The sequence below is a fragment of the Clostridium peptidivorans genome, from assembly GCF_900205925.1.
Lineage (GTDB): Bacteria > Bacillota > Clostridia > Clostridiales > Clostridiaceae > Clostridium_AK > Clostridium_AK peptidivorans.
Map to the genome: position 1 here is coordinate 97,953 of NZ_OAOD01000001.1, position 24,806 is coordinate 122,758.

22 protein-coding genes are annotated in these 24,806 nt (G+C 30.3%); 1 reads left to right on the forward strand and 21 read right to left on the reverse strand.

What is annotated here, in order from left to right:
* Positions 1-41: 41 nt before the first annotated feature.
* From CRN98_RS00580 to purB, 3 genes are all read right to left on the reverse strand, one after another.
* Positions 42-2,504, reverse strand: coding sequence for a heavy metal translocating P-type ATPase (locus CRN98_RS00580; RefSeq protein ID WP_097025476.1), 2,463 nt, complete (start codon positions 2,502-2,504; stop codon positions 42-44).
* A 621-nt stretch (positions 2,505-3,125) separates the two neighbouring features.
* On the reverse strand, positions 3,126-3,779 hold the full coding sequence (locus CRN98_RS00585) for an aspartate/glutamate racemase family protein (RefSeq protein ID WP_097025477.1): 654 nt from the start codon (positions 3,777-3,779) through the stop codon (positions 3,126-3,128).
* 365 nt (positions 3,780-4,144) lie between these two features.
* A complete protein-coding gene (purB, locus tag CRN98_RS00590) occupies positions 4,145-5,575 on the reverse strand; it encodes an adenylosuccinate lyase (protein WP_097025478.1) in 1,431 nt (476 codons plus the stop codon).
* Positions 5,576-5,754: 179 nt separating this feature from the next.
* Here purB and CRN98_RS00595 point away from each other — a divergent pair, with 179 nt between their 5' ends.
* A complete protein-coding gene (locus CRN98_RS00595; protein ID WP_097025479.1) occupies positions 5,755-5,973 on the forward strand; it encodes a DUF378 domain-containing protein in 219 nt (72 codons plus the stop codon).
* 25 nt (positions 5,974-5,998) lie between these two features.
* On the opposite strand, the gene CRN98_RS00600 is transcribed toward CRN98_RS00595, so the two are convergent.
* The 18 genes from CRN98_RS00600 to rbfA all read right to left on the reverse strand — a co-directional run bounded on the left by CRN98_RS00600 (position 5,999) and on the right by rbfA (position 24,788).
* On the reverse strand, positions 5,999-6,256 hold the full coding sequence (locus tag CRN98_RS00600; RefSeq protein WP_097025480.1) for an HPr family phosphocarrier protein: 258 nt from the start codon (positions 6,254-6,256) through the stop codon (positions 5,999-6,001).
* An 82-nt stretch (positions 6,257-6,338) separates the two neighbouring features.
* Entirely contained in the window at positions 6,339-7,532 is a 1,194-nt protein-coding gene (locus CRN98_RS00605; RefSeq protein ID WP_097025481.1) for a pyridoxal phosphate-dependent aminotransferase, read from the reverse strand.
* Positions 7,533-7,683: 151 nt separating this feature from the next.
* Complete coding sequence (locus tag CRN98_RS00610; RefSeq protein ID WP_035307675.1) at positions 7,684-7,944, reverse strand: stage V sporulation protein S; 261 nt, start codon at positions 7,942-7,944, stop codon at positions 7,684-7,686.
* A 176-nt stretch (positions 7,945-8,120) separates the two neighbouring features.
* Positions 8,121-9,662, reverse strand: coding sequence for a ribonuclease Y (gene rny, locus CRN98_RS00615; protein WP_097025482.1), 1,542 nt, complete (start codon positions 9,660-9,662; stop codon positions 8,121-8,123).
* Positions 9,663-9,853: 191 nt separating this feature from the next.
* Complete coding sequence (gene recA, locus CRN98_RS00620; RefSeq protein ID WP_097025483.1) at positions 9,854-10,900, reverse strand: recombinase RecA; 1,047 nt, start codon at positions 10,898-10,900, stop codon at positions 9,854-9,856.
* A 198-nt stretch (positions 10,901-11,098) separates the two neighbouring features.
* A complete protein-coding gene (gene pgsA / locus CRN98_RS00625; RefSeq protein WP_097025484.1) occupies positions 11,099-11,680 on the reverse strand; it encodes a CDP-diacylglycerol--glycerol-3-phosphate 3-phosphatidyltransferase in 582 nt (193 codons plus the stop codon).
* The gene (rimO, locus tag CRN98_RS00630) at positions 11,664-12,998 is read right to left on the reverse strand and encodes a 30S ribosomal protein S12 methylthiotransferase RimO (RefSeq protein ID WP_097025485.1); all 1,335 of its coding nucleotides are present in this window, start codon (positions 12,996-12,998) and stop codon (positions 11,664-11,666) included. The genes pgsA and rimO overlap by 17 nt, the downstream gene beginning before the upstream one ends.
* A 10-nt stretch (positions 12,999-13,008) precedes the next feature.
* Positions 13,009-15,252, reverse strand: coding sequence for an FtsK/SpoIIIE family DNA translocase (locus CRN98_RS00635; RefSeq protein ID WP_097025486.1), 2,244 nt, complete (start codon positions 15,250-15,252; stop codon positions 13,009-13,011).
* An 84-nt stretch (positions 15,253-15,336) separates the two neighbouring features.
* Positions 15,337-16,032 (reverse strand): ClpP family protease, encoded by a 696-nt coding sequence (locus tag CRN98_RS00640; RefSeq protein ID WP_097025487.1) that lies wholly within the window; start codon positions 16,030-16,032, stop codon positions 15,337-15,339.
* A gap of 60 nt (positions 16,033-16,092) precedes the next feature.
* Positions 16,093-17,301 carry an aspartate kinase gene (dapG, locus tag CRN98_RS00645; RefSeq protein ID WP_097025488.1) on the reverse strand — a complete coding sequence of 403 codons (1,209 nt, stop codon included), beginning with the start codon at positions 17,299-17,301 and terminating at the stop codon, positions 16,093-16,095.
* A gap of 14 nt (positions 17,302-17,315) precedes the next feature.
* Positions 17,316-17,591: a YlmC/YmxH family sporulation protein gene (locus CRN98_RS00650; protein ID WP_097025489.1), complete on the reverse strand. Its 276-nt coding sequence runs from the start codon at positions 17,589-17,591 to the stop codon at positions 17,316-17,318.
* 74 nt (positions 17,592-17,665) lie between these two features.
* Positions 17,666-18,967 (reverse strand): M16 family metallopeptidase, encoded by a 1,302-nt coding sequence (locus tag CRN98_RS00655; protein ID WP_097025490.1) that lies wholly within the window; start codon positions 18,965-18,967, stop codon positions 17,666-17,668.
* A 69-nt stretch (positions 18,968-19,036) separates the two neighbouring features.
* Positions 19,037-21,163 carry a polyribonucleotide nucleotidyltransferase gene (locus tag CRN98_RS00660; RefSeq protein ID WP_097025491.1) on the reverse strand — a complete coding sequence of 709 codons (2,127 nt, stop codon included), beginning with the start codon at positions 21,161-21,163 and terminating at the stop codon, positions 19,037-19,039.
* A gap of 114 nt (positions 21,164-21,277) precedes the next feature.
* Positions 21,278-21,541: a 30S ribosomal protein S15 gene (gene rpsO / locus CRN98_RS00665; protein ID WP_035307656.1), complete on the reverse strand. Its 264-nt coding sequence runs from the start codon at positions 21,539-21,541 to the stop codon at positions 21,278-21,280.
* A 102-nt stretch (positions 21,542-21,643) separates the two neighbouring features.
* Positions 21,644-22,594: a bifunctional riboflavin kinase/FAD synthetase gene (locus tag CRN98_RS00670; RefSeq protein WP_097025492.1), complete on the reverse strand. Its 951-nt coding sequence runs from the start codon at positions 22,592-22,594 to the stop codon at positions 21,644-21,646.
* Between the two features lie 10 nt (positions 22,595-22,604).
* On the reverse strand, positions 22,605-23,471 hold the full coding sequence (truB, locus tag CRN98_RS00675; protein ID WP_097025493.1) for a tRNA pseudouridine(55) synthase TruB: 867 nt from the start codon (positions 23,469-23,471) through the stop codon (positions 22,605-22,607).
* Positions 23,471-24,433 (reverse strand): DHH family phosphoesterase, encoded by a 963-nt coding sequence (locus CRN98_RS00680; protein ID WP_097025494.1) that lies wholly within the window; start codon positions 24,431-24,433, stop codon positions 23,471-23,473. Before CRN98_RS00680 ends, truB begins: the two co-directional genes overlap by 1 nt.
* A complete protein-coding gene (gene rbfA / locus CRN98_RS00685) occupies positions 24,420-24,788 on the reverse strand; it encodes a 30S ribosome-binding factor RbfA (protein ID WP_097025495.1) in 369 nt (122 codons plus the stop codon). Before rbfA ends, CRN98_RS00680 begins: the two co-directional genes overlap by 14 nt.
* Positions 24,789-24,806: the final 18 nt, after the last annotated feature.

Genomic DNA, 24,806 nt, shown 5'->3' on the forward strand with positions numbered 1-24,806 from the left:
AATTAACCCCACCCCAAGAATTACTTTTTGCCCCCTTGCTTTTAATCAATTTTCATAGCTCTCATAGCATTTAGAACTGCAAGCAATGCTACTCCAACATCACCAAATACCGCTTCCCACATTGTGCCCACTCCTAATGCAACAAGGACTAATAAAATAAGTTTAATACCTAAAGCAAAGACTATATTTTGCATTACTATAGTTCGCGTTTTCTTTGCTATTTTTATAGCATCAGCAATTTTTGATGGCTCATCAGTCATTATAACTACATCAGCAGCTTCAATTGCAGCATCTGAACCTACTCCCCCCATTGCTATCCCTATATCAGCCCTAGCTAAAACTGGAGCATCATTTATTCCATCACCTACAAATATTAATTTACCCCTTGGTGATTTTTCTTTATCTAGTAATTCTACCTTTTCAACCTTTTGATCTGGCAGCAGCTCAGCATAAACTTCATCTAACCCTAGCTGTTTTGCAACTTTAGCTCCCACTGTATTATTATCACCTGTTAGCATTACTGTTTTCTTAACTCCAAGAGCTTTTAGAGACTTAATTGCTTTTGCTGAATCCTCTTTAACTTCATCAGATATTACTATATATCCTGCATATTCTTTATCAATGGCAACATGAACTACTGTACCAATAGTTTCAACCTGATCATATGGAATATTTTCTTTATTCATTAATTTATAGCTTCCAGCTAAAACCTCTTTTCCGAGAGCTTTAACCTTAACACCATGGCCTGATATTTCTTCATAATTCTCTACTGCATCCTTAACAATTTCCTTGCCATAAGCACTTAAGATAGAAGTAGCTATTGGATGATTAGAATAACTTTCCGCATAGGCTGCAAAGCCTATAAGCTCATCTTTAAAAATGTTATTTTGTGGCTTTACGTCTGTTACTTTAAAGACACCTTTTGTAAGTGTTCCAGTTTTATCAAATACAACAACTTCAACATTATTTAAAGCTTCGAGGTAATTTCCTCCCTTAACAAGTATTCCATTCTTTGAGGCTCCACCTATACCTCCAAAGAAACTAAGTGGTATAGATACAACTAAAGCACAAGGACAAGAAACTACAAGGAATGATAAAGCTCTATATAACCACTGTGAAAATGTTGCTCCTTCTATGATTAGTGGTGGTATTACAGCTAATGCTACTGCTGAGAAAACAACAGCTGGTGTATAGTATCTAGCAAATTTAGTTATAAAGTTCTCTGTAGGAGCCTTGTTGCTGCTTGCATTTTGAACTAAGTCCAGTATTTTGGCAACAGTAGAGTCTCCAAATTCTTTTTCTACTTCAATTGTCAAAAGTCCATTTTTATTAATAACTCCACCTAAGATATTATCTCCTACTCCTACTTCTCTAGGTACTGATTCACCAGTTAAAGCAGATGTATCTAGCATAGATCTGCCCTCGATTACTTTACCATCTAGAGGAACTTTCTCTCCTGGTTTTACAACAATAATATCACCTATACTAACTTCTTCCGGTGATACTTTCTTAACACCATTTTCTATTTTTAAGTTAGCAAAATCCGGTCTTATATCCATTAAAGCTGAAATAGATTTTCTTGAACGATTAACAGCCATATCTTGAAACATCTCTCCCAGCTGATAAAAAAGCATAACTGCTACACCTTCTGGATATTGTCCAATAGCAAAAGCTCCAACAGTTGCTATACTCATAAGAAAATTTTCATCAAATAATTGTCCATTTCTTATATTTTTTAGGGCTCTTAAAACTACTTCTCCACCTACAATTACATAGCTTATAAGAAAGAGACTTAGTTCGATAGCGTTGGAGAACTTCATAGTAGTTGCTATTCCGAAGATTACCGCACCAATAGCAAACTTAACTATTTCACCTTTATTGCTTTCTCCATATCCCTGTTCATGAATTTCATCATTTGATATCTTATTTTTATTTGTAAGCTCAATAACTTTAACAGCAGGCTCTATTTTCTGAACTATTTGCGTTACTTTCTCTATAATGGCATTTGCTTTAGATGGGCAGTCAATTTCCATAACAAGCTTGCTGGACACAAAATCCACAACTGCAGATTTTACACCATCTACATTATTTGTTTCCCTTTCAATTTTTCCGGCACAGTTTGCGCAACAAAGTCCTTCAAGCAATATTTCTTTTTTCAAAACTTTATCTGATTGTTTTTCTCTTACGTTAACATGAGATTCAATCTTCTTAACAACATCAGTGGTTGCGGCTATTAATTCTTGCGCTTTATTCATTTCTTCAATCTCTATAGTTAGAGTTTTAGTTATAAAATTTACATTAGCTAAATTAATCCCTTTGATTTTACTAACACCTTCCTCAATTTTAGATGCACAGTGAGCACAATCTAGCCCCTCAAGAAGAAATTCCTTTTTAATATTACTGTTGTTCGTTATCTGATGTCTCAAATTAGTATCCATCTTATTAATATTTTTAGTTGCTATTTTTAGATTATCCTTACCAGGTTTTTTAATCACTTTTCCCATAATCTTAATTCCTCCAATATTAATTTGTGTTTTTCATCTATATGAATTAAAGCTTGGTCAAATATAGTCTTAAACAGTTAAATAATAAATCATTTTATCAACATAACATGTGAATGCATGAATAGTTGTTCATATATTATATTATATTCTCTATCTTCATATGTGTCAATAAAACTAAGTAAATATTTTAAACATATGAAATTATGATATTATCAACGACTATGAATAAAGGCCTATAAAATCAAACAAAGATTTTATAGGCCTTTTTTATATTATACTATTTTAATTTTTCTATTCTTACTTCTTTTTTAACAAAAACAAGGTGCAATGCATTAAATATTTTATTATAAAATTCTAAGAGTATTTTCTTTTATAAATATTTTCCAGGAAATAATTCACAACATTCAGTCTTTGTTCATCAATAGTTTATTCTTGATATTTCAACGTTGCAGTTTCCTGATTACGATAATCTGGCATCACATCAGGTCCAAAAATAGTCTGCTAATCTCCATACGAAAAAAGCTTTTCGGAAATATCTTAATACGTTATTTTAAAGATGCTATCGTAGCTGCTTCTGGAAAACAGCTTGCTTCCACTTTTGTTACTTTTTAATATACAGTACTAAACATTACATATGATATTGTACATTAATTCTGCAGGATCAAGAATAGGGATAGATGCATACTTTTTTAATTCATTATATAAATAAGGAAAGTGAGTACATCCAAGAATAACTACATCTACTTTTATAGAGTTATAAAATTCCATTACATTTCTTAATGCAAACTTTTCAATTATTTTTTCAGCAGATATACCTTTTTCTATATCCATAACTACAGGAAGTACTCCTATTCCAATAACATTACAATCAGAATTTATACTTTGTACAACTTTTTCAATACCTGCTGAGCTCTGATTGTTAGCTGTAAGTACTCCAATATTTTTATATTTACTAGCAATTTTTTTATATACGGTAAGTGGAGTAATTATTTTTACATCTTCTTCTTTAGACAATTTATCCATATCAACTGCTGCACTTAAAGAATTGCAATATATAATTATTGTATCAATGCTTTCATGCTTTATTTTCTTTATTATCTCTCTAATATTATTAGTAAGCTCAAGTGGGGATAATATTTGAAGCTTGGACTGCTCTTGAGAACATGAAGATACCGGGTAACCCAATGCATTAATTCCTTTTGAAATTAAAAAGTTTACTCCCATTTGAGTATCTACAGGAGTTCCTGCAACAACTCCAACCTTTATACTATTCAAAGATATCACCCCTTCATAAATTCACTTAAGCTATCTTATTTTTACATCATTTGAATATCCCAATTAATTATATTCCGCATAACTGCATAGTATGTTCTTTTTTCTATATTCTTTTTAAAATTATCTCAAAGTTTTTTTAAATAGTTTTTGATTAACTTTAATAATTATGCAATTTTTTTTGGTGCATATCTTTTGTGATTAAAGTTATTATTTCGATTTATAGATTTATAGTTCTATATAATTTATTAGTTTACATTAAAATTTAATTTACATAATATTTATTATGACTACTATACTCTTCATAAATATATTTTATAAAAAAATAAGTAGGTTCCCATTAAAGAGAACCTACTTATTTTTTTATTTTAAACTTGTATATCAGCTTGTAATCCTAATAACTCTTCATTACCTTTTAATATTGGATTAACTACTTCCTCAATAAAATCTACTACCTGAGAAGGAGCTCTTCCAACGAACTTGTTAGGATCTACTGAATTCATTATTTCTTCTTTAGTTAAATTAAAGAATGAATCATTTGCTATTCTATCTAAAAGATCGTTGTTTAATCCTTCAGACTTTACTCTATGTGCTGCGTCCATAGAATGTGTTCTTATTCTTTCGTGTAATTCTTGTCTGTCTCCACCCTTTTTCACACATTCCATTATTATATTTTCAGTTGCCATAAATGGTAGTTCATCATTAACATGTTTAGCTATAACTTTTTCATATACCACCATATTACTGCTTACATTTAAATATAAATTTAATACTCCATCTAAAGCTAAAAATGCTTCAGGAATAGATATTCTCTTATTAGCAGAATCATCTAAAGTTCTTTCAAACCACTGAGTAGATGCAGTAATAGCAGGGTTTAAAGCATCAATAATTATATATCTTGCAAGGGCTCCTATTCTTTCACATCTCATAGGATTTCTCTTATATGCCATAGCTGAAGATCCTATTTGATTTTTTTCAAATGGCTCTTCTATTTCTTTCATACTTTGAAGAAGTCTTATATCATTACTAAATTTGTAAGCACTTTGAGCAACCTCTGATAAAGTATTTAATACTATTGAATCTAATTTTCTTGGGTAAGTCTGACCTGTAACTTTAAAAGCATCCTTAAATCCCATTTTGCTTGAAACCATTTTATCTAAAGTTTTTACCTTGTCTTCATCTTCATTAAACAGTTCCATAAAACTTGCTTGAGTTCCTGTAGTGCCTTTAACTCCTCTAAATCTCATCTTTTCTAGCACAAACTCTATGTTTTCTAAATCTAAAACTAAATCTTGAATCCATAAAGTTGCTCTTTTTCCTACTGTGGTTAATTGAGCAGGTTGAAGATGCGTAAATCCTAATGTAGGTACATCTTTGTATTTAACAGCAAACTTAGATAACTCATTTATTACATTTATTATCTTATTTTTTAATACTTTTAGTGCTTCTTTCATTATTATTATATCTGTGTTATCACCAACATAGCAGCTAGTAGCCCCTAAGTGTATAATTCCCTTTGCAGTAGGACATTGTACTCCGTATGCATAAACATGGCTCATAACATCGTGTCTTACTTCTTTTTCTCTTTTTTCTGCTACCTCATAATTTATATTCTCACTATTTTTCTTTAATTCCTCTATTTGTTCATCTGTGATATTTAATCCTAATTCTTTTTCGCTTTCTGCTAAAGCAACCCATAACTTTCTCCAAGTTTTAAATTTCATTTCATCTGAAAACAAATAACTCATTTCCTTAGATGAATATCTAGAGTTTAAGGGTGTATTATATGTATTTCTCATTGATTAACCTCCGAATATAAAAAAGTTTTTTTGTTGTTTCATTCATATTATAACATAATATTTACTTTTTTTATACAATATAGTTCGTATTTATTCATATAAAAATATGTTCTATTAAATAGTTCTCAATAATATAATCTATTAGGAACAAAAATTATATTTATTATAAGGAGGCAATTATGTACAAGTTTAATCTCTTCGACAAAATTGCATTTATATTAGTTATTATCGGCGCTCTTAATTGGGGACTATTAGGATTATTAAACTTTAACTTAGTTAGTGCAATCTTTGGAGAACCCGCAAACCTTTTATCTAGAATACTCTATATAATTGTTGGAGCTGCAGGAGTATATATTATATTATTACTATTAAAAATTAAAAAATACTCCAGAACATAAATAAAAGGCGTAAAGACGCCTTTTATTATTCCATTGTTTCTATTAACTTACATACTTCTTCCACAGCCAAAGTCTCATCGTCACCAGATGCAGAAACCGTGATATTTGCCCCACTGGTAACAGCCAAAGAAAGTACTCCGATCAAGCTTTTAACATTAGCTTTCTTGCCATTAAATTCAATATACACATCAGATTTAAATGCTGACGCCTTTTTTACTAGTAGCGTAGCTGGTCTAGCATGAAGTCCTGTAGAACTTTTTACAATTATATCTCTTGTTATCATTAGTATCACCTCTATATAAATTATAACTAATTCATGCGTCAATTTCTACTTAGTATTCCATTAATTTAATAATTTATAAGTTTTATATACATTTTTTTATAAAGTTTTCTATCCTATTTAATCCTTCTTGTATATTTTCCATAGATGTTGCATAGGAAATTCGTATGAAACCATCTATTCCAAAAGCTTCTCCTGGAACAGCTGCCACCTTTCCTTTTTCTAAAAGCTTACTACAAAAATCTAAAGAGTTTTCTATAGTTTCTTCTTCAATTGATTTTCCTATGATTTTTGATATATCTATAAATACATAAAAAGCACCTTTGGGTTCAATACAACTTATATTTTCAATGCCATTTATTCTTGTAACTATATAATCTCTTCTGTTTTTAAATTCTTGCTTCATAGCATGTATAAACTCTTGAGTTCCTGCAAGCGCTTCTAATGAGGCATATTGTGCTATAGAATTAGGATTAGATGTAGTATGGCTTTGTATATTTGACATAAGTTTTACTATTTCTTCACTTGCTGCTGCATATCCTATTCTCCATCCAGTCATAGAATATGTTTTAGAAACTCCGTTAATAACTATAGTTCTTTTATAAGCATCCTCACTTAAAGAAGCTATACTTACATGCTCATCATCACCATATATAAGCTTTTCATATATTTCATCAGAAATTATAATCAAATCATGTTCCTTTGCAAATTCAGCTAATTTAATTAACTCTTCTTTTGTATATATACTTCCTGTTGGATTGTTAGGACTGTTAACTATTATAGCTTTTGTCTTAGAAGTTATATTTTGTTTTAAAGATTCAATATCATACTTATAACTATTTTCCTGATTTGTTTTTACAAATACAGGTACACCATCTGCCAGTTTTATAAGTTCAGGATAACTTACCCAATAAGGCGTAGCTATTAGCACTTCATCACCAGGATTTAATATAGCAAAGAATGCATTTGATAAACATTGCTTAGCTCCTGTTGATATTATTATTTGAGAAGGTTTATAACGTAAGTTATTATCTTTTTCAAATTTATTTATTATAGCTTCTTTTAATTCATTAATCCCTGATGCTGGAGTATATTTTGTATATCCCTTTTCCATAGCTTCTATAGATGCATTTCGAATATTAGCTGGAGTATTGAAATCTGGTTCCCCTGCACCAAATCCTATTATATCTATACCTTGAGATTTTAATTCCTTAGCCTTAGCTGTTATAGATAAAGTGATTGATGGTTCTATATTACTTGCTTTTTTTGATAAAATCATTTGAGCACCCCCAATATTTATATAATGTATATATAATATATAAAATTTTACCCAATTGCAATTGCAATTTTATTATTTTATTAAAATTCACAAAAATAATAAAGGGATTACACATAATCCCTTTATATAATAAATATATTAAATATATTAACTATCTTGGCTGAATTATAAGCTTGATAGCTGTTCTTTCTTCACCATCAATTTCTATATCAGTAAAAGCTGGTATGCATACTAAATCTATTCCACTTGGTGCTACAAATCCTCTTGCAATAGCTACAGATTTAATAGCTTGATTTAACGCTCCAGCTCCAATAGCCTGTATTTCTGCTCCTCCCTTTTCTCTTAAAACCCCTGCTAATGCTCCTGCAACCTTATTTGGACTTGATTTTGCTGAAACTTTTAATACTTCCATAATAAACCTCCTATATATATAACTTTATTTATTATTACTTTATTTATAATATTCTACATATAATGAAAAAATCCTTTTAATTTTGCAAAATTTCTAGTATTTACAAAATAAAAATGAAAAAATCCTTTTAATTCTGCAAAATTTCTAGAATTTACAAAATTAAAAGGATTGATTATTTACTTTGCGTATTCTATTGCTCGGGTTTCTCTAATAACATTAACTTTAATTTGACCTGGATATTCTAATTCGCCTTCAATTTTCTTGACAATATTTCTTGCCATTTCAACTGATCCGGCATCATCTATTTCTTCTGGTTTAACTATTATTCTCACTTCTCTACCCGCTTGAATGGCATATGACTTTTCTACGCCTTCATATGAATTTGCTATTTCTTCAAGTTTTTCTAGCCTTTTGATGTACGCTTCTAAAGTTTCCCTTCTAGCAGCTGGTCTTGCTGCAGAAATAGCATCTGCTGCTTGAACTAATATTCCTTCAAGGGATTGGAACTCTACATCACCATGATGAGCTGCTATGGCATTTACTATTATAGAAGATTCATGACATTTTTTAGCTATTTCCGCACCTATTAATGCATGCGGACCTTCTACTTCATGATCTACTGCTTTACCAATATCATGGAGTAAACCAGCCCTTTTAGCAAGCGTAGGATCCATTCCTAACTCAGATGCCATTAAACCGGCTAAATAAGATACTTCTATAGAATGTTTTAATACGTTTTGACCATAACTAGTTCTGTATTTTAACCTTCCAAGTAATCTTATTAATTCTGAATGAAGACCATGTACCCCAGTCTCAAAAGTTGCCTGTTCGCCTTCTTCTCTAATATTATTTTCCACTTCTTTTTTGGCCTTTTCAACCATTTCTTCTATTCTCGCAGGATGAATTCTGCCATCCATTATAAGCTTTTCAAGGGCTATCCTTGCCACTTCTCGTCTTATTGGATCAAAGCTTGAAAGAATTACAGCTTCTGGAGTATCATCTATAATTAAATCTACTCCTGTAAGAGTTTCCAAGGTACGTATATTTCTACCTTCTCTACCTATTATACGTCCTTTCATTTCATCATTAGGAAGATTCACCACATGTACTGTTGTTTCTGCAACATGATCTGCAGCACATCTTTGAATAGCATATGTTATAATTTCTCTTGCCTTTTTATCGGCTTCTTCCTTAGCTCGCATTTCCACTTCTTTAATCATCATAGCGGTTTCGTGTTTTATTTCCTTGCTAACTTCTTCAAGTAATATTTCCTTTGCTTGATCTGAAGTTAAACCTGATAATCTTTCTAATTCTTCTCTTTGCTTAGTGTAAACTTCTTCGATACTTGCTTCTAAGTCAGCTAATTCTTGCTGTTTTTTATTTAAATTTTCTTCTCTTTTCTCAAGCATATCACTTTTCTTATCAAGCAGTTCTTCTCTCTGAAGTATTCTTCTTTCTAGACGCTGTATTTCATTACGTCTATCTCTAGATTCTCTTTCAACATCATTTCTTAATTTGTGGACTTCTTCCTTTGCCTCAAGAATTGCTTCTTTCTTTTGAGATTCAGCATTTTTTTCAGCTTCACCTATTATTCTTTTGGCTTCTTCCTCAGCATTTGAAATTTTTGCTATGGAAACGTTTTTTCTTATATAAAAATCCACATATATAGCAATGACTGCTATTATAACAGGTATTACTATAGTATAAACTGGATTCACATGAACACCTCCTTTGCTTCTCTTTTCTATCTATTTTTAGTAAATATAAAAGCATAGAAAGGTGTCATAGTATTCAAATGGATGTTTTCGCTAAACCAGATTTTGTATTTATTTTATATTAATTTTGTCATTATGTCAAGTTATATATGTGGAACAGCTAGCTAATTAATCATTATTTTTCTTTTATGCTATTATTTATCATTTTTCGGTTGTTTATTGTCTTCCTTTGGTGATTTCTCTTCTTCCCTTAAAGGTAATTCATGTTTTTGTCTTATCTTATTTTCTACTTCCATAAGCACTTCTAAATTTTCCTTTAAAAATTGTTTAGCATTTTCTCTTCCTTGACCAAGTCTTATATCATTATATGAAAACCACGCTCCACTTTTTTGAATTATTTCTTCCTTTACTCCTATATCTAAGACATCACCTGTTCTTGATATTCCTTCATTATACATTATATCAAATTCGGCATTTTTAAATGGGGGTGCTACTTTATTTTTAGTTAGTTTTACTCTTGTTCTATTTCCAACAACTTCATCACCTTGTTTTATAGAATCTATTCTTCTAATATCCATTCTTACACTAGAATAAAACTTTAAAGCTCTACCACCTGTAGTAGTTTCAGGACTTCCGAACATAACCCCTACTTTTTCTCTAAGCTGATTTATAAAAATTGCTACACATTTAGATTTGCTAATAGAGCCTGCTAATTTTCTTAAAGCTTGTGACATAAGTCTTGCCTGTAATCCCACATGAGAATCGCCCATTTCTCCTTCAATTTCTGCTCTTGGAACTAATGCGGCTACAGAATCTACTACTATTACATCTATGGCATTTGATCTTACTAATGCTTCTGTAATTTCAAGTCCTTGTTCCCCTGTATCTGGTTGGGAAACTATTAAATTGTCAATGTCTACTCCTAATTTTTTAGCATATGATGGATCTAGTGCATGTTCTGCATCAACATAAGCAGCACTTCCTCCAAGCTTTTGAGCCTCAGCTACTATATGCAGTGCTACAGTAGTTTTACCTGATGATTCTGGTCCATATATTTCTATTATTCTTCCTCTTGGTACTCCACCTATACCTAATGCTATATCTAGTCCTAAACATCCAGTAGAAATAGAATCTAAGTTTAATACACTATGTTCTCCAAGTTTCATTATAGATCCTTTTCCAAATTGTTTTTCTATTTGTCCCATAGCTGCTTCAATTGCTTTTAATTTATCATTATTCATGTTATCCCCTTAAAGGGAGTCACCGTCCTTTCATACTTTTCATCATTCGAACATTTGTTCTACATAACTAATTATATAATAAATTTATTATACGGTCAACATAAGAATATAGTTCCTAGAAAATCTAGGAACTATAGCCATTTAATCACTGCAATAATTATTATATACAAATTTATATTTTCTAATCAATACCAAACCCTATCTGTCAGGTTTTATAGCTTCTTTATTTTTAACAAAATAATCTACTCCAGACACAATAGTTATTATTATAGCAAGTGCCATAGATATTTGAGCAATTAGCTCTAAATAGCTAAATGGTATAATAGTAAATACTGATGAAGCACTTAAAATATCCTTATTTAAATCAATTAGTGCTGCTATTATAGCAACTATTTGAGTAACGGTCTTAGCTTTACCCCATCCGCTAGCTGCTATAACTATACCTTCTGCTGCTGCTACAGATCGAAGTCCTGTTACAGCAAATTCTCTTGCTATTATTATCATAGCTGCCCACGCAGGAAGTACTTGAAACTCTACTAGTGATACTAGCGCTGCTGTAACTAAAAGTTTATCTGCTAAAGGATCCATAAACTTTCCAAAACGAGTTACTTGATTTCTACTTCTTGCTATGTAGCCATCTAGCTTATCTGTAAGTGCTGCCAGGATGAAAATAATAGTTGCTATACTTTTGCCATAAGGCATTCTTTGTGCTGCTAAAAATACTAAAAATACCGGAACCAAAATCATCCTGATAATAGTTAGTTTATTTGCTAGATTCATAATATACAACTCCCATTAAATCATATTCTAAATTTTGCTCAATTTTAATTTTAACAAAATTGCCTATATTTAATATTTTATCACATTTGAAATAAATTGCACCATCTATTTCGGGAGTCATTTCATAGCTTCTTCCAATATAATACTCTCCATCAAAGCTTTCTACAACAACTTCATATATCTTACCCACTTTATTCTTATTTATTTCACAAGAATTTTCTTGCTGTATGATCATAATTTCTTTTTCTCTTTTTTCTTTTATCTCTTCATCTATTTGATTTTCCATTTCTGCTGCTGGCGTTCCTTCTTCTTGAGAATATCTAAATACTCCTAATTTATCAATTTTAGTATCTCTTACAAATTCTTTTAATTCTTCAAAATCACTTTCACTTTCACCAGGAAAACCTACAATCAATGAAGTTCTTATAGTCATACCTGGTATCTCATGTCTGAGTTTTTGTATTACATTTATTATTTCTTCTTTTCTTCCTCTTCTTCCCATAAGCTTTAACACATTATTGCTTATATGCTGCACTGGTATATCTAAGTACTTACAAACTTTATCATTAACTTTTATCTCATTTATAAGTTCATCTGTTATTTCTTCTGGATAACAATAAAGCACTCTTATCCATTTTATATCATCTACCTTAGATATTTCTCTTATAAGTTCTGGAAGCATCTTTTTATTATATAGATCTATTCCATATCTAGTTGTATCTTGTGCTACTAATATTATTTCCTTTACACCTTGTGCTCCTAAAGATTTTACTTCTTCTAACACACTTTCTATCTTTCTACTTCTATATTTTCCTCTTATACGTGGAATTGCACAGTAGGTACAAAAATTACTACATCCCTCTCCTATTCTTACATATGCATAGTGTTTAGATGTTGTAAGCACTCTTTGGCCTTCATTTATATTTACGTCACTATAGTTACAATAAATTGACTTTTCATTATTCATTAAAGCTCTATCTATAGCTTCTTCCAATTTATCATAGTCATTTACTCCAAGTATTACATCTGCTTCAGGTAAAAGCTCTTGCAGCTCTTTTCCATATCTTTGAGTTAAACATCCTGTTACAACTATAACCTTACATTTACCTTTTTTATATTCACTCATTTCTAAAATTGTATCTATAGATTCTTGCTTAGATGATTCTATAAAGCCACAAGTATTTACTAAAATTATATCTGAATCCTTAGGGTTATTTGTAATAGCATAACTTCTACCCAATTTATCTAATACTATCTCACTATCCACCCTATTTTTATCACACCCTAAGCTTACTATTCCTACCTTTAACTTTTCCATAATTGTCCTCCTACTCCATATTATCTTTATCTACTAGTATTTGCCTTGGTTTACTTCCGTCTCTTCCAGAAATAATTCCTCTTTCTTCTAATTGTTCTATTATTCTAGCTGCTCTATTATAACCTATTCTAAGCCTTCTTTGCAAAAGAGATGTTGAAGCTTGGCTAGTTTCTATAACTATTCTTATTGCTTCTTCCAATAATTCATCCTTATCATCTTCATTTACCTTTGTAACCGTATTTATTTCTTCTATAATGCTATTTTCATATTCTACTTCTTCTTGAGCATTTTTTATAAATTCTACTACTTTTTCTACTTCTTCCTCTGAAATAAATGCACCCTGTATTCTAAGCGGTTTTGCTTCACCTGTGGGATAAAAAAGCATATCACCTTTACCTAAAAGTTTTTCTGCTCCAGCCATATCTAAAATAGTTCTTGAATCCACCTGACTAGAAACTGCAAAAGATATTCTAGATGGTATATTTGCTTTAATAACTCCAGTAATTACATCTACAGAAGGTCTTTGAGTTGCTATTACAAGATGCATACCTGCTGCCCTTGCCATTTGAGCAAGACGTCCTATATAGTCTTCTATATCATTTGGGCATACCATCATTAAGTCAGCTAATTCATCTATTATCATAACTATTAATGGTAACTTCTTATCTATTTTCCCTTTTTCATATAACTCGTTATAGCTTTCTATATTTCTTACATTGTTTTCTGCAAATATTTTATATCTTCTTGTCATCTCATTAACTGCCCAATTAAGAGCTCCTGCAGCTTTTTTAGGTTCTGTAACTACAGGTATTAAAAGATGTGGAATTCCATTATATATGCTAAGTTCTACTACTTTAGGATCTATCATAAGCAACTTCACATTTTCAGGTGAATATTTAAAAAGTAAACTCATTATAAGTGTATTTATACATACACTTTTACCTGAACCTGTGGCTCCTGCTATGAGTAGATGTGGCATTTTAGCTAAATCTGTAACTACACAATTTCCACCTATATCTTTTCCAAGTGCAAAGGCTAAATTTTTATTGAAATTTTTATATTCATCAGATTCTAATACTTCTCGCAAATAAACAGAAGTTAATTCTCTATTAGGCACTTCTATACCTACAGCAGACTTACCTGGTATAGGAGCTTCTATTCTTACTCCAGAAGCCGCTAAACTAAGTGCTATATCATCAGAAAGATTTACTATTTTACTTACCTTTACTCCAGAACTTGGCTGAAGCTCAAATCTTGTAACAGATGGGCCCTTAGTTACTTGTATTACCTTAGCTTCTACTCCAAAACTAGATAAAGTTTCTTCAAGTTTACTAGCATTATCTATAAGTTCTTTTTTATCTTCTCTATTTAATTTAGAAGATACATTAGCGTTTAAAAGATTTAACTGGGGATAAGAATATTCATAATCGACCTCAAAATTATCTTCTTTACTCATTTCATTTTCTAATTGTTTATGTATATCTTCGTCCACAGCTTTAGTATTATTTTCACTACTAAATTTTATATTTATTTGCCTTTCTTTTTCCATCAAATCCTTTTCTGAACTTTCATCTTTATCACTTTCTATAGTGGACCTTTTAAATAAATTTATAACTTTTAGCTTATTTTCTTTTTTCTCAACTTCCTCATCGCTATCATAAGCTACTAGCTCTTCAGGTTTCTCCTCTATTAATTTCTGTATATTCTTTTGTTCCCTCTTTTTATTTCTTAATTCTTCTATTACATTATATAAAGATATTTGACTTACCATTATAAAGGATATAATATATATAGCCATAAATATTACAATGCTTCCAAGCTTACCAAATAAATTATATAAAGGTATATCGATTATATGACAAAGTACTCCTCCATGCATTATGGAATCAGAATAATATAATCTTTGTATACTAGAAATTATTCCATTTTCTAAAGCAGATTTATCAATAGATGCCATATGTATTAGTAAAAGAGTATCTGATATAAAAAGAACTATACCGTAAAACTTGCTATTAAAATTTATTTTTCCCCTTCTAAGTATTAAACAAACTCCTATAAAAACTATTAAAAACGGAAAAACAAACGCACCTAATCCAAATATAAAAATAAGGACCTTTTTTATAAACCTTCCTATTGCACCAGATTCTGCTGGTGAAAATACACTTATTATCATCAATATTCCAATAGTAATAGAAATTATTCCTTTAATATCATTATTATCTTTAGCTTTTCTTTTAGTTTTTTTTCTTGCCAAATAATTCACCTCCCTATATTCCTATAACCTATTTTAATTATTATAAAGAAGCTTGTCTATACAAAAATTAACCATAGGAAAATCCTATGGTGTTAATTTCTTTGCATTTATTAATGTTTTAAGTTTATCTATTGCCTCTTTTATTCCTCCAACTTCATCTATAAGTCCAGATTCTACCGCTTCCTTGCCAATAAGTATGGTACCCATGTCATTTAATAAATTATCTGTTTTAGTTAATAATTCTTGTAAAGTATCTTTTTCTATTCTAGAAGTTCTTACTATAAAATCATTTATTCTTTCCTGCATTTTTTTAAAATACTCAAAGGTTTGAGGAACTCCTATTACTAAGCCATTCATTCTTATAGGATGAATTATCATAGTTGCTGTAGGAGAAATAAATGAGTAATTAGAAGATGTGGCAAGTGGAACTCCAATGGAGTGACCTCCTCCTATTACAAGTGATACTGTAGGTTTACTTAAACTATTTATCATTTCTGAAATAGCAAGCCCAGCTTCTACATCACCACCTACAGTATTTAAAACCACCAGTATTCCTTCAACGTCGCTATTCATTTCTATATTAACTAATTGAGGAATAACATGTTCGTATTTAGTAGCTTTACTCTGAGGTGGAACCATGTTATGCCCCTCTATCTGCCCTATGATAGGCAACACATATATTTTATCATCTTTAATCGGAATATTTGTTATACCCAATTCCTTTATATTTTCTAATTGCTCATTTCTTATGTGTTCTCTTTGGTCTTTTTCATTAATCATTTTGTTCCCCTCCTAACACAAATTATTTTGTGCATAAGAGGAAATATTATACTATAAAATTTATTTTATTTCTCCTAGTTTAAATCCTATGTGCAGAGCATTTATAGCTTGTTTAGTATATTCACCTTCTACTAAACACCAAATAGTTGTATGAGAATCTGATGTCTGTAATACTTTTATATTATCCTTGTTCAAATAGTTTAAGATTTTTGCCATTACTCCTGGAATTCCTCTAATACGACTTCCTATAATAGCAATCTTACTGCAATTTTCTGTATAGGTATATAAAAGATTTAGATTTTTCATTATATGATCAAATTTACTTATATCTTTCCCATCTATGGTAAAGACACTTTCCTCTGGAAACACATTAATTAAATCTAAACTTATTTCATTTTGTGCTAGTACGTTTAAAAGTTCATAGTAGTTTTCATTTTGATTATTTTCTTTTAAACTAACTCTCACCTGAGTTCTATCACTCATATGGGTAATACCAGTTATAATATTATCCATCTTTAAATCCCCATTATTATTTATAGTAGTTCCCTTTGAGGGACTTAAAGTATTTTTAATTACCAGAGGAATATTGGACTTCATAGCAACTTCTACTGCCCTAGGGTGTATAACCTTAGCTCCTTGATCTGCAAATTGAAATACTTCATTATAGCTTATTTCTTTGATTAAAGAGGCATCTGAAACTATTCTAGGGTCTGCTGTCATTATACCATCTACATCAGTATAAATCTCTACTTGTTCAGCATTAAGAGCTACTCCAAGTAATGCAGCAGTTACATCGCTTCCACCTCTACCTAAAGTGGTAATATATCCTTTTTTACTTATACCTTGGAAACCTGCTACTACAGGAATATTACCTTCCTTTAAAACCTCTAATATATTTTCAGGATTTACATTTAATACATTGGCATTTCCATAGTTATCATCTGTTAAAATACCAGCCTGTCCTCCTGTTAATGGAATAGCTTTTTCCTTATGGTTTAATAAGTCATCTGTCATAACAACAGTACTTATAATTTCACCACAACCCATAAGCAAATCTATACAAAGTTTATTTTCATCTTTTAATTTATCACTTACTAAGGAAAGAAGTGTATCTGTAGCATAGGACTCTCCCTTTCTCCCCATAGCTGAAACTACTACAACAGGAGAAAAGCCTTCTTTTTTTGCTTCACATATTTTTTCTATTACCATTTCTCTTCTTTCTTTAGTTGAAACAGATGTTCCCCCAAACTTTTGTACAACTATCTTCATCTACATCCCTCCAATTACATTCGTGTCTTTTTTAAGATTTTTTCATCCACATCTAGTATTATAGTTCTTGAACCTATCTTTTTTACATTTTCCCAAGGCACTTCTATAAATTCACTTTTCCCAAATAAGCTAAATTTAGTTTTAACATCATTTAAAATAAGCAGTTTAAAATTTCCATCCTCATCAATTACTACATCATTATTAGATAAATAGCTATATTTATCTCCATCATTAATATTTATTATTTCATATCTTTCTATTTGACTATATAGTTTCATATCATCATCCATATTATAAACCTCCTTAATGCATTTCATAAAATAATATGAAATACATTAAGGAATTATTACTTCTATACTGAATACTACACAATTATATCATTACTATCACTTTTAAATAAAGTTATATCTTCTTCTAATAATGACTTAACTCCATTTAAATCTAATTTATCTCCTACATAGGCAGAATTTAATATACCATTTTTAAAAGTATACTCCATTACTCTTTGTATTTTTTCCATATCTATAGAATCTATTTTTTTAATTATATCTTCCGGTTTATTTATTCTATCTAAAAATAATGTGGATTTCCCATTGTTAAACATCCTGCTGCTAGTACTTTCTAGTCCTAAAATATAATTGCCCTTCATTTGTTCTTTGCTCTTTATCAATCTTTCCTTTGAAATAGTGCTCTTAGAAAATTTAATTACTTCTTCTTTAATAAGCTCTACCACTTCTAAAGAATATTTAGGATTTAATCCGGTATAAATTGATACTATTCCCGTATTGCTAAAAGAACTTAAATAAGAGTATATAGAATAACATCTTCCCTTTTCTTCTCTTATCTTTTGAAACAAAATAGAAGAAGCTCCACCGCCTAAAATATTATTTAATAATATAAGGGCATAAGCATCCTCATGCCCCATTTCTAATCCGTTGAGACCTAAACTTAGATGTAACTGTTCAATTTTCTTTTCTTGAAATAAATGATTATGAAGAATGTTAGATTTAGTGTAATTTATAACTTCATTTTTGTTGTACTTCCAATTTCCAAAGTATTTTTCTACTAAACTTTCAATTTCATTTGCATCAAACTTTCCTGCAATAGAAAGCACACAATTTTCTGGAACATAACGAGCGTTAATATATTCTAATATTTGTTCTTTAGTAAATGATGTAACTGTATCTATAGAACCTAAAATAGGAAGTGCAATTGCTTCATCACCCCAAATGGCCTTACTATGAAGATCCATAAGTACATCCTCAGGTGAATCTTCATTCATATTTATTTCTTCTATTATAACGCCCTTTTCTTTTTCTATATCTTCTTTGTCAAATTTGCTATTAAAAAGCATATCTGCTATAACATCTAAAGCTAATTCAATATGACTATCTAATATTTTAACATAGTAGCAAGTACTTTCTTTCCCAGTAAAAGCATTAAGTTGACCGCCTACATCTTCTATAGATTCTGCTATTTGTTTAGCATTTCTATTATATGTACCCTTAAAAAACATATGTTCTATAAAATGTGAAATACCATTATTATAATTATTTTCATTTCTTGACCCATTTTTTACCCATAGTCCTACACTAACAGAATTTACATAATCTATTTTTTCTAATGCAATCTTTAATCCATTTCTAAGTGTAATTAAATTATACATTGTTAGCCTCCCACAATTCTATAAATTATAAAAAATAAAAAATAAAAAGGCACAAAGCCCTTCTATCTTTTACTTATCAATTGTTTTTTCGGATTGTTGCTCTTCATCTGCTTCATTTTTCATAGCATCTTTTCTTGAAAGATTTATTCTTCCTTGATCATCTACTTCTGTTACTTTTACGAGTATTTCATCGCCTACTGAAACCACATCTTCTACTTTATTAACTCTTGTGAAGTCTAATTTAGATATATGCACTAATCCTTCTTTACCTGGAAGAATTTCAACAAAGGCTCCAAAATTCATTATTCTTGTTACCTTACCTAAATATATTTCTCCTACTTCCACAACTTTAGTTAAATCATTTATTATCTTAAGAGCTTTATTAGCTCCTACGCTATCATCAGATAATATATATATCTTTCCGTCTTCTTTAATGTCAATTTTTACTCCAGTTTCTGCTATGATCTTATTTATAGTTTTACCGCCTGCTCCTATAACATCTCTTATCTTTTCTGGATCAATACTCATAGTATATACCCTTGGAGCATACGGAGACATTTCTTTTCTTGGCTCAGGTATACATTCTTGCATCTTGCCTAGTATAAATAAACGTGCTATTCTTGCATCTTCTATAGCTTTCTTTATACATTCATTAGATAATCCTTTGATTTTAGTATCTACTTGTATAGCGGTTATTCCCTTTTCTGTTCCTGCTACTTTAAAGTCCATATCTCCAAAGAAGTCCTCAATACCTTGTATATCAGTTAATACTTCTTCTTCTGATAAGTCATCGCTAGTTACAAGTCCCATAGCTATACCTGCTGCTGGTCTTTTAATTGGTACTCCTGCATCTAGTAAAGCTAAAGTACTAGCGCATACACTTGCTTGAGAAGTTGATCCATTAGAACTCAATACTTCAGAAACTAATCTAACTGCATATGGGAACTCTTCTTCAGACGGAATAAGAGGTTCTAATGCTTTTTCAGCTAAAGCACCATGGCCGATTTCTCTTCTACCTGGTCCTCTAAGAGGCCTAACTTCTCCAACACTATAAGATGGGAAGTTATAATGATGCATATATCTTTTAGATTCTGCTTCACCAATTCCATCTAATATTTGAACATCACCTAATGGTCCAATTGTAGCTGCTGTCATAACTTGAGTAAGTCCTCTTGTAAATAAACCTGTACCATGAGTTCTTGGGAAAAGACTTACTTCGCAGCTTATAAGTCTTACTTGGTTGAACCCTCTGCCATCTGGTCTTCTTCCTTCTCTTAAAATCATAGTTCTAACAATTTCTTTTTGAAGTTTATATACTACATCAGCTATATCAGAACCATTTTCAGGATATTTTTCTCCAAATTGTTCTGAAACCTTAGTACGTACTTCATCTATAGCAACATTTCTTTGATCCTTATCTGTTATATACATTGCATCTTTTACCATTTGGAAAGCGTAATCTCTAACTTCTTGTTCTAAGTTTTCATCCATTTTATGTAAAACTGGTTCCAACTTTTCCTTTCCAAACTTTTGCATAGCTTCTTCTTGAAAAGCTACTATTTTCTTACATTCTTCAAAACCAAACATAATAGCATTATACATGGTTTCTTCATCAACTTCATGTGCACCTGCTTCTATCATAGTAACTCTTTCTTTAGTAGCACAAACAGTTAAATTTAAAATACTATTTTCTCTTTCACCTTGAATTGGATTTAGTACAAATTTTCCGTCAACTAACCCTACAGAAACTGTTCCAACTGGTGTGGTAAAAGGAATTGAAGATAGACATAACGCTAAAGAAGCACCATTCATAGCTAATATGTTAGGTGAATTATCTTGTTCAACTGATACAACCGTACATACTACTTGCACATCATTTCTATATCCCTTAGGAAATAATGGTCTTAACGGTCTATCTATAGCTCTAGCAGTGAGTATTGCATCTTCTGAAGGTCTTCCTTCTCTCTTGATAAAGCCTCCTGGTATTTTACCTACTGCATAAAGTCTTTCTTCATATTCTACACTTAATGGGAAAAAGTCAATTCCCGCTCTAGGTTCTTTAGATGCATTTGCATTTACAAGTACTACTGTTTCACCATAACTTATAAGTATAGCACAATCAGAAAGCATTCCTACTTTCCCAAACTCTACTTTAAGTTTTCTTCCGGCTAAAGTAGTTTCAAGCATATGATTCATAATTTACCTCCCTTCGATATTTCCACTATTATTATTGTATATTTTGGTATTTTTTATACAAAATTAATTACTTAATTCAAAATAATAGAGCGGACAAAGCCGCTCTTAATGATATTATTTTCTTAATCCTAATTCTTTGATAATAGCACGATATCTTTCAATATCTTTCTTTTCTAAGTAGTTTAAAAGTCCTCTTCTCTTACCAACCATCATTAAAAGACCTCTTCTAGAATGATGATCCTTCTTGTGAAGCTTTAAGTGAGCATTTAAGTGATTGATTCTTTCAGTTAAAAGTGCTATCTGCACTTCTGGTGAACCAGTATCTCCCTCATGTCTTGCGTGTTTAGTTAATAATTCTTCTTTTCTTGCCTTTTCCATTAAAATACACCTCCAATTGTTAAATCCCCCTTCTCCAAGAATACCGACGGCAATCCAGTAATCATAGAGTAAGGTTCACTTGAATAAGTATATCAAATAAGCTTATAAAAGTAAATTGTTTTTTGAAATTAATTGTAAACTTTGCTTTTCCACGTATCCTTTATCTTTTCCTATCCTACAAGCCAATTCTTCTAAAGAATCAAATTTCTTTTCATCTCTTATTCTTCCTGTAAAATAAATTCTAATGGTTTCATCATATATATTATTATTGAAATTTAATATATGAGTTTCTATGCTAAGTTTTTGGTTTTCGACAGTTGGGTTATATCCTATATTAGTTACCCCTTTATAAAGCTTATCATTGTATTTCACAACAGTAGAATATACTCCACCCTTAGGTATAACAAAATCTTTATTATAATCTAAATTTATAGTTGGAAACCCAATTTCCCTTCCAATTTGCCTTCCTCTTACTACTTTTCCCTCTATAGAAAATGGTACATACAGCATAGAATTAGCTTTTTTAATATCTCCTTGTTCCGATATTATATTTCGTATTCGTGAACTACATACTAATTCATTATTTTGTTTTACAGGATTTATCACATAAAGTTTAAAATCATATTTAATACTTAATTTTTTAAGAAGTGTTATATCTCCTAAGTTCTTATATCCAAATCTATAATTAAATCCTACTATAATACCCTTTGCATTATAATTTTTAACTATATTGCAAATAAAATCTTCAGGAGAAACCTCCATAAAATCTCTACTAAAATTTATTAAACTTAAATAATCCACTCCCATATTTTCTAAAGCCATTATTTTCATATCATTATCCATTAATAACTTAGGCATTATCTCTTTATTTATAATAGACAAAGGATGATTTTTAAATGTATATATCATACTCTTGCCTTTATTTTTCTTTGCCACTTCCATAGCCTTTTGTACTAATGCCCTATGTCCCAAATGTAAGCCATCAAAACTTCCTAATGCTATGTAAGTCTTATAAGGGATTTTTTTATTTATTTCTTCTCCCAATAAATCCATATTATTACCTCTAAATAAGTAATTTTTCTACTTTAAAACCCTTTTCAGTTTTTTTACCTATTCCTATAAATCTCTCTTCTATATATACCTTATATAATATATTTTCTTCTATATCCTTAATTACAAAAGGATTTTGTATAGTAACTCCATTTAAAAGAAGCTTTTCAAATTTATTGCTAAATACTATAGGTTTATATGCCAAAGCTTCATGCATAGGTATAATAAAACTTTCAATATTTTCTTCATTTAAATCTTCTAAAGCTATGGAATTTTCTATAGAAAAAGTACCTGTCTCAACTCTCTCCAAATCCCACATAGCTCCTCCAACTTTTAAAATGTCTCCTATGTCATAACATAAGCTTCTTATATAGGTTCCCTTAGAACATTTAACAGTAAATTTAACATATGGAATATCTATATTTTCTATATTTATATCATATATAGTTATTTTTCTCTTTTGTCTTTCTACTTCAATGCCTTGTCGTGCTAGCTCATAAAGTCTTTTGCCATTAACTTTCAATGCTGAATACATAGGAGGCATTTGTTCTATATCTCCAATAAAATCTCTAATAACTTCTTCTATGTGTTTATTAGTTACATTACTAAGTTCACTTTCAGAAAGTATTTTCCCTTCCCTATCATAAGTATCTGTTGTAACTCCTAATTTTAAGGTAGCTTTATATACTTTATGATTTTGCATTATATAATCTACAATTTTGGTAGCATTACCTATACATATCGGAAGTACTCCTGTAGCCATAGGATCTAAAGTTCCTGTATGACCTACTTTCTTAGTTCTAGAAAGCCTTTTTATAGTTCTTACCACATCAAAAGAAGTAATACCTGAAGGTTTATATACATTTATTACTCCATTCATCATATCAACTCTTTTTGTATAATTTTTAGTAATTCTTCCTTAGCTTCCTTTAGAGATTTACCTTTAATAGCAGCCCCTGCCGCTCTTATATGGCCTCCGCCTCCAAAGTTTTCAGCTATTTTTCTTACATCTACTTTTGATTTAGACCTAATACTTAATTTAACTTCATTTTGTTTTTCTTTAAAAAGAACAGTTACTTCTACTCCCTCAATTTGATTACCAAAGGAAACTACATCTGAAGTATCTGTACCTGGATCTATATTATATTTTCCGAACATTTCTTGAGTTACTTCCATAAAACAAATGTTGCTATTTATAAGCTCCATTTTATTAAATACTTCTCCATAAAGCTTAAATCTTACGAATTCCTTATTGTCAAATATAATTCTATGTATAGCACTAAAGTCTATTCCCGTATTTATTAAATCTCCAGCTATAGCATGAGTAACAGAGGTAGTATTAGAATATCTAAATGATCCTGTATCTGTTAATATAGATGTATAAAGACACTTAGCTATATCTTGGTCTATCTCTACTCCAAGTGACCTTAACATTTGATATACTATCTCAGCCATACAAGAAGAATTAGTGTCTACAAAATTTAAGTCTCCATATAAGCCATTAGATATGTGATGATCTATATTAATTAATGTATAATTTTTATTTTTCATATCTAAGTTAGCATTTATTCTTTCAAAATTTCCACAATCCAATACTATAACAAGATCAGTTTCCTCTTGTACGGTACTTACATTGCCATCTATCTCAATGCTATAAGGCAAAAAACTAAAAGTATTATCAATTTCTTCTTTACATATAATATAAGCATTTTTATTAAGTCTTCTTAACGCTTGTAATAAACCTAGAGAACTCCCTAATGAATCACCATCTGGAGAAGTATGAAAAGTAATACCTATCGTATTACTTTTCATAATAAGGGATAGAATATTATTCATTATCATTTCTATCCTGCTCCTTTTTTATTTTAGATAAAATTGCATCTATATGCATTCCCTGCTCTATAGTATTATCTAGTTCTATTAGTATCTCCGGAGTAACTCTTAATTTTATTCTATGTCCTACTTCTCTTCTAATAAATCCTGCGGAACTTTTTAGAGCTTTTAAAGTACCTTCTTTAGCTTCTTCATTCCCAAAAATACTTACATACACTTTAGCATAACTTAAATCCTTTGTAACATCTACTTTCGTTACACTTATCATTGTGTTTACTCTAGGATCTTTTAATTCATGCTGTATTATGTCTGATACTTCTCGTCTAACTTCCTCATTAATTCTCCCTGCTCTATGCTTTGCCATATCATATCACCTCAAATT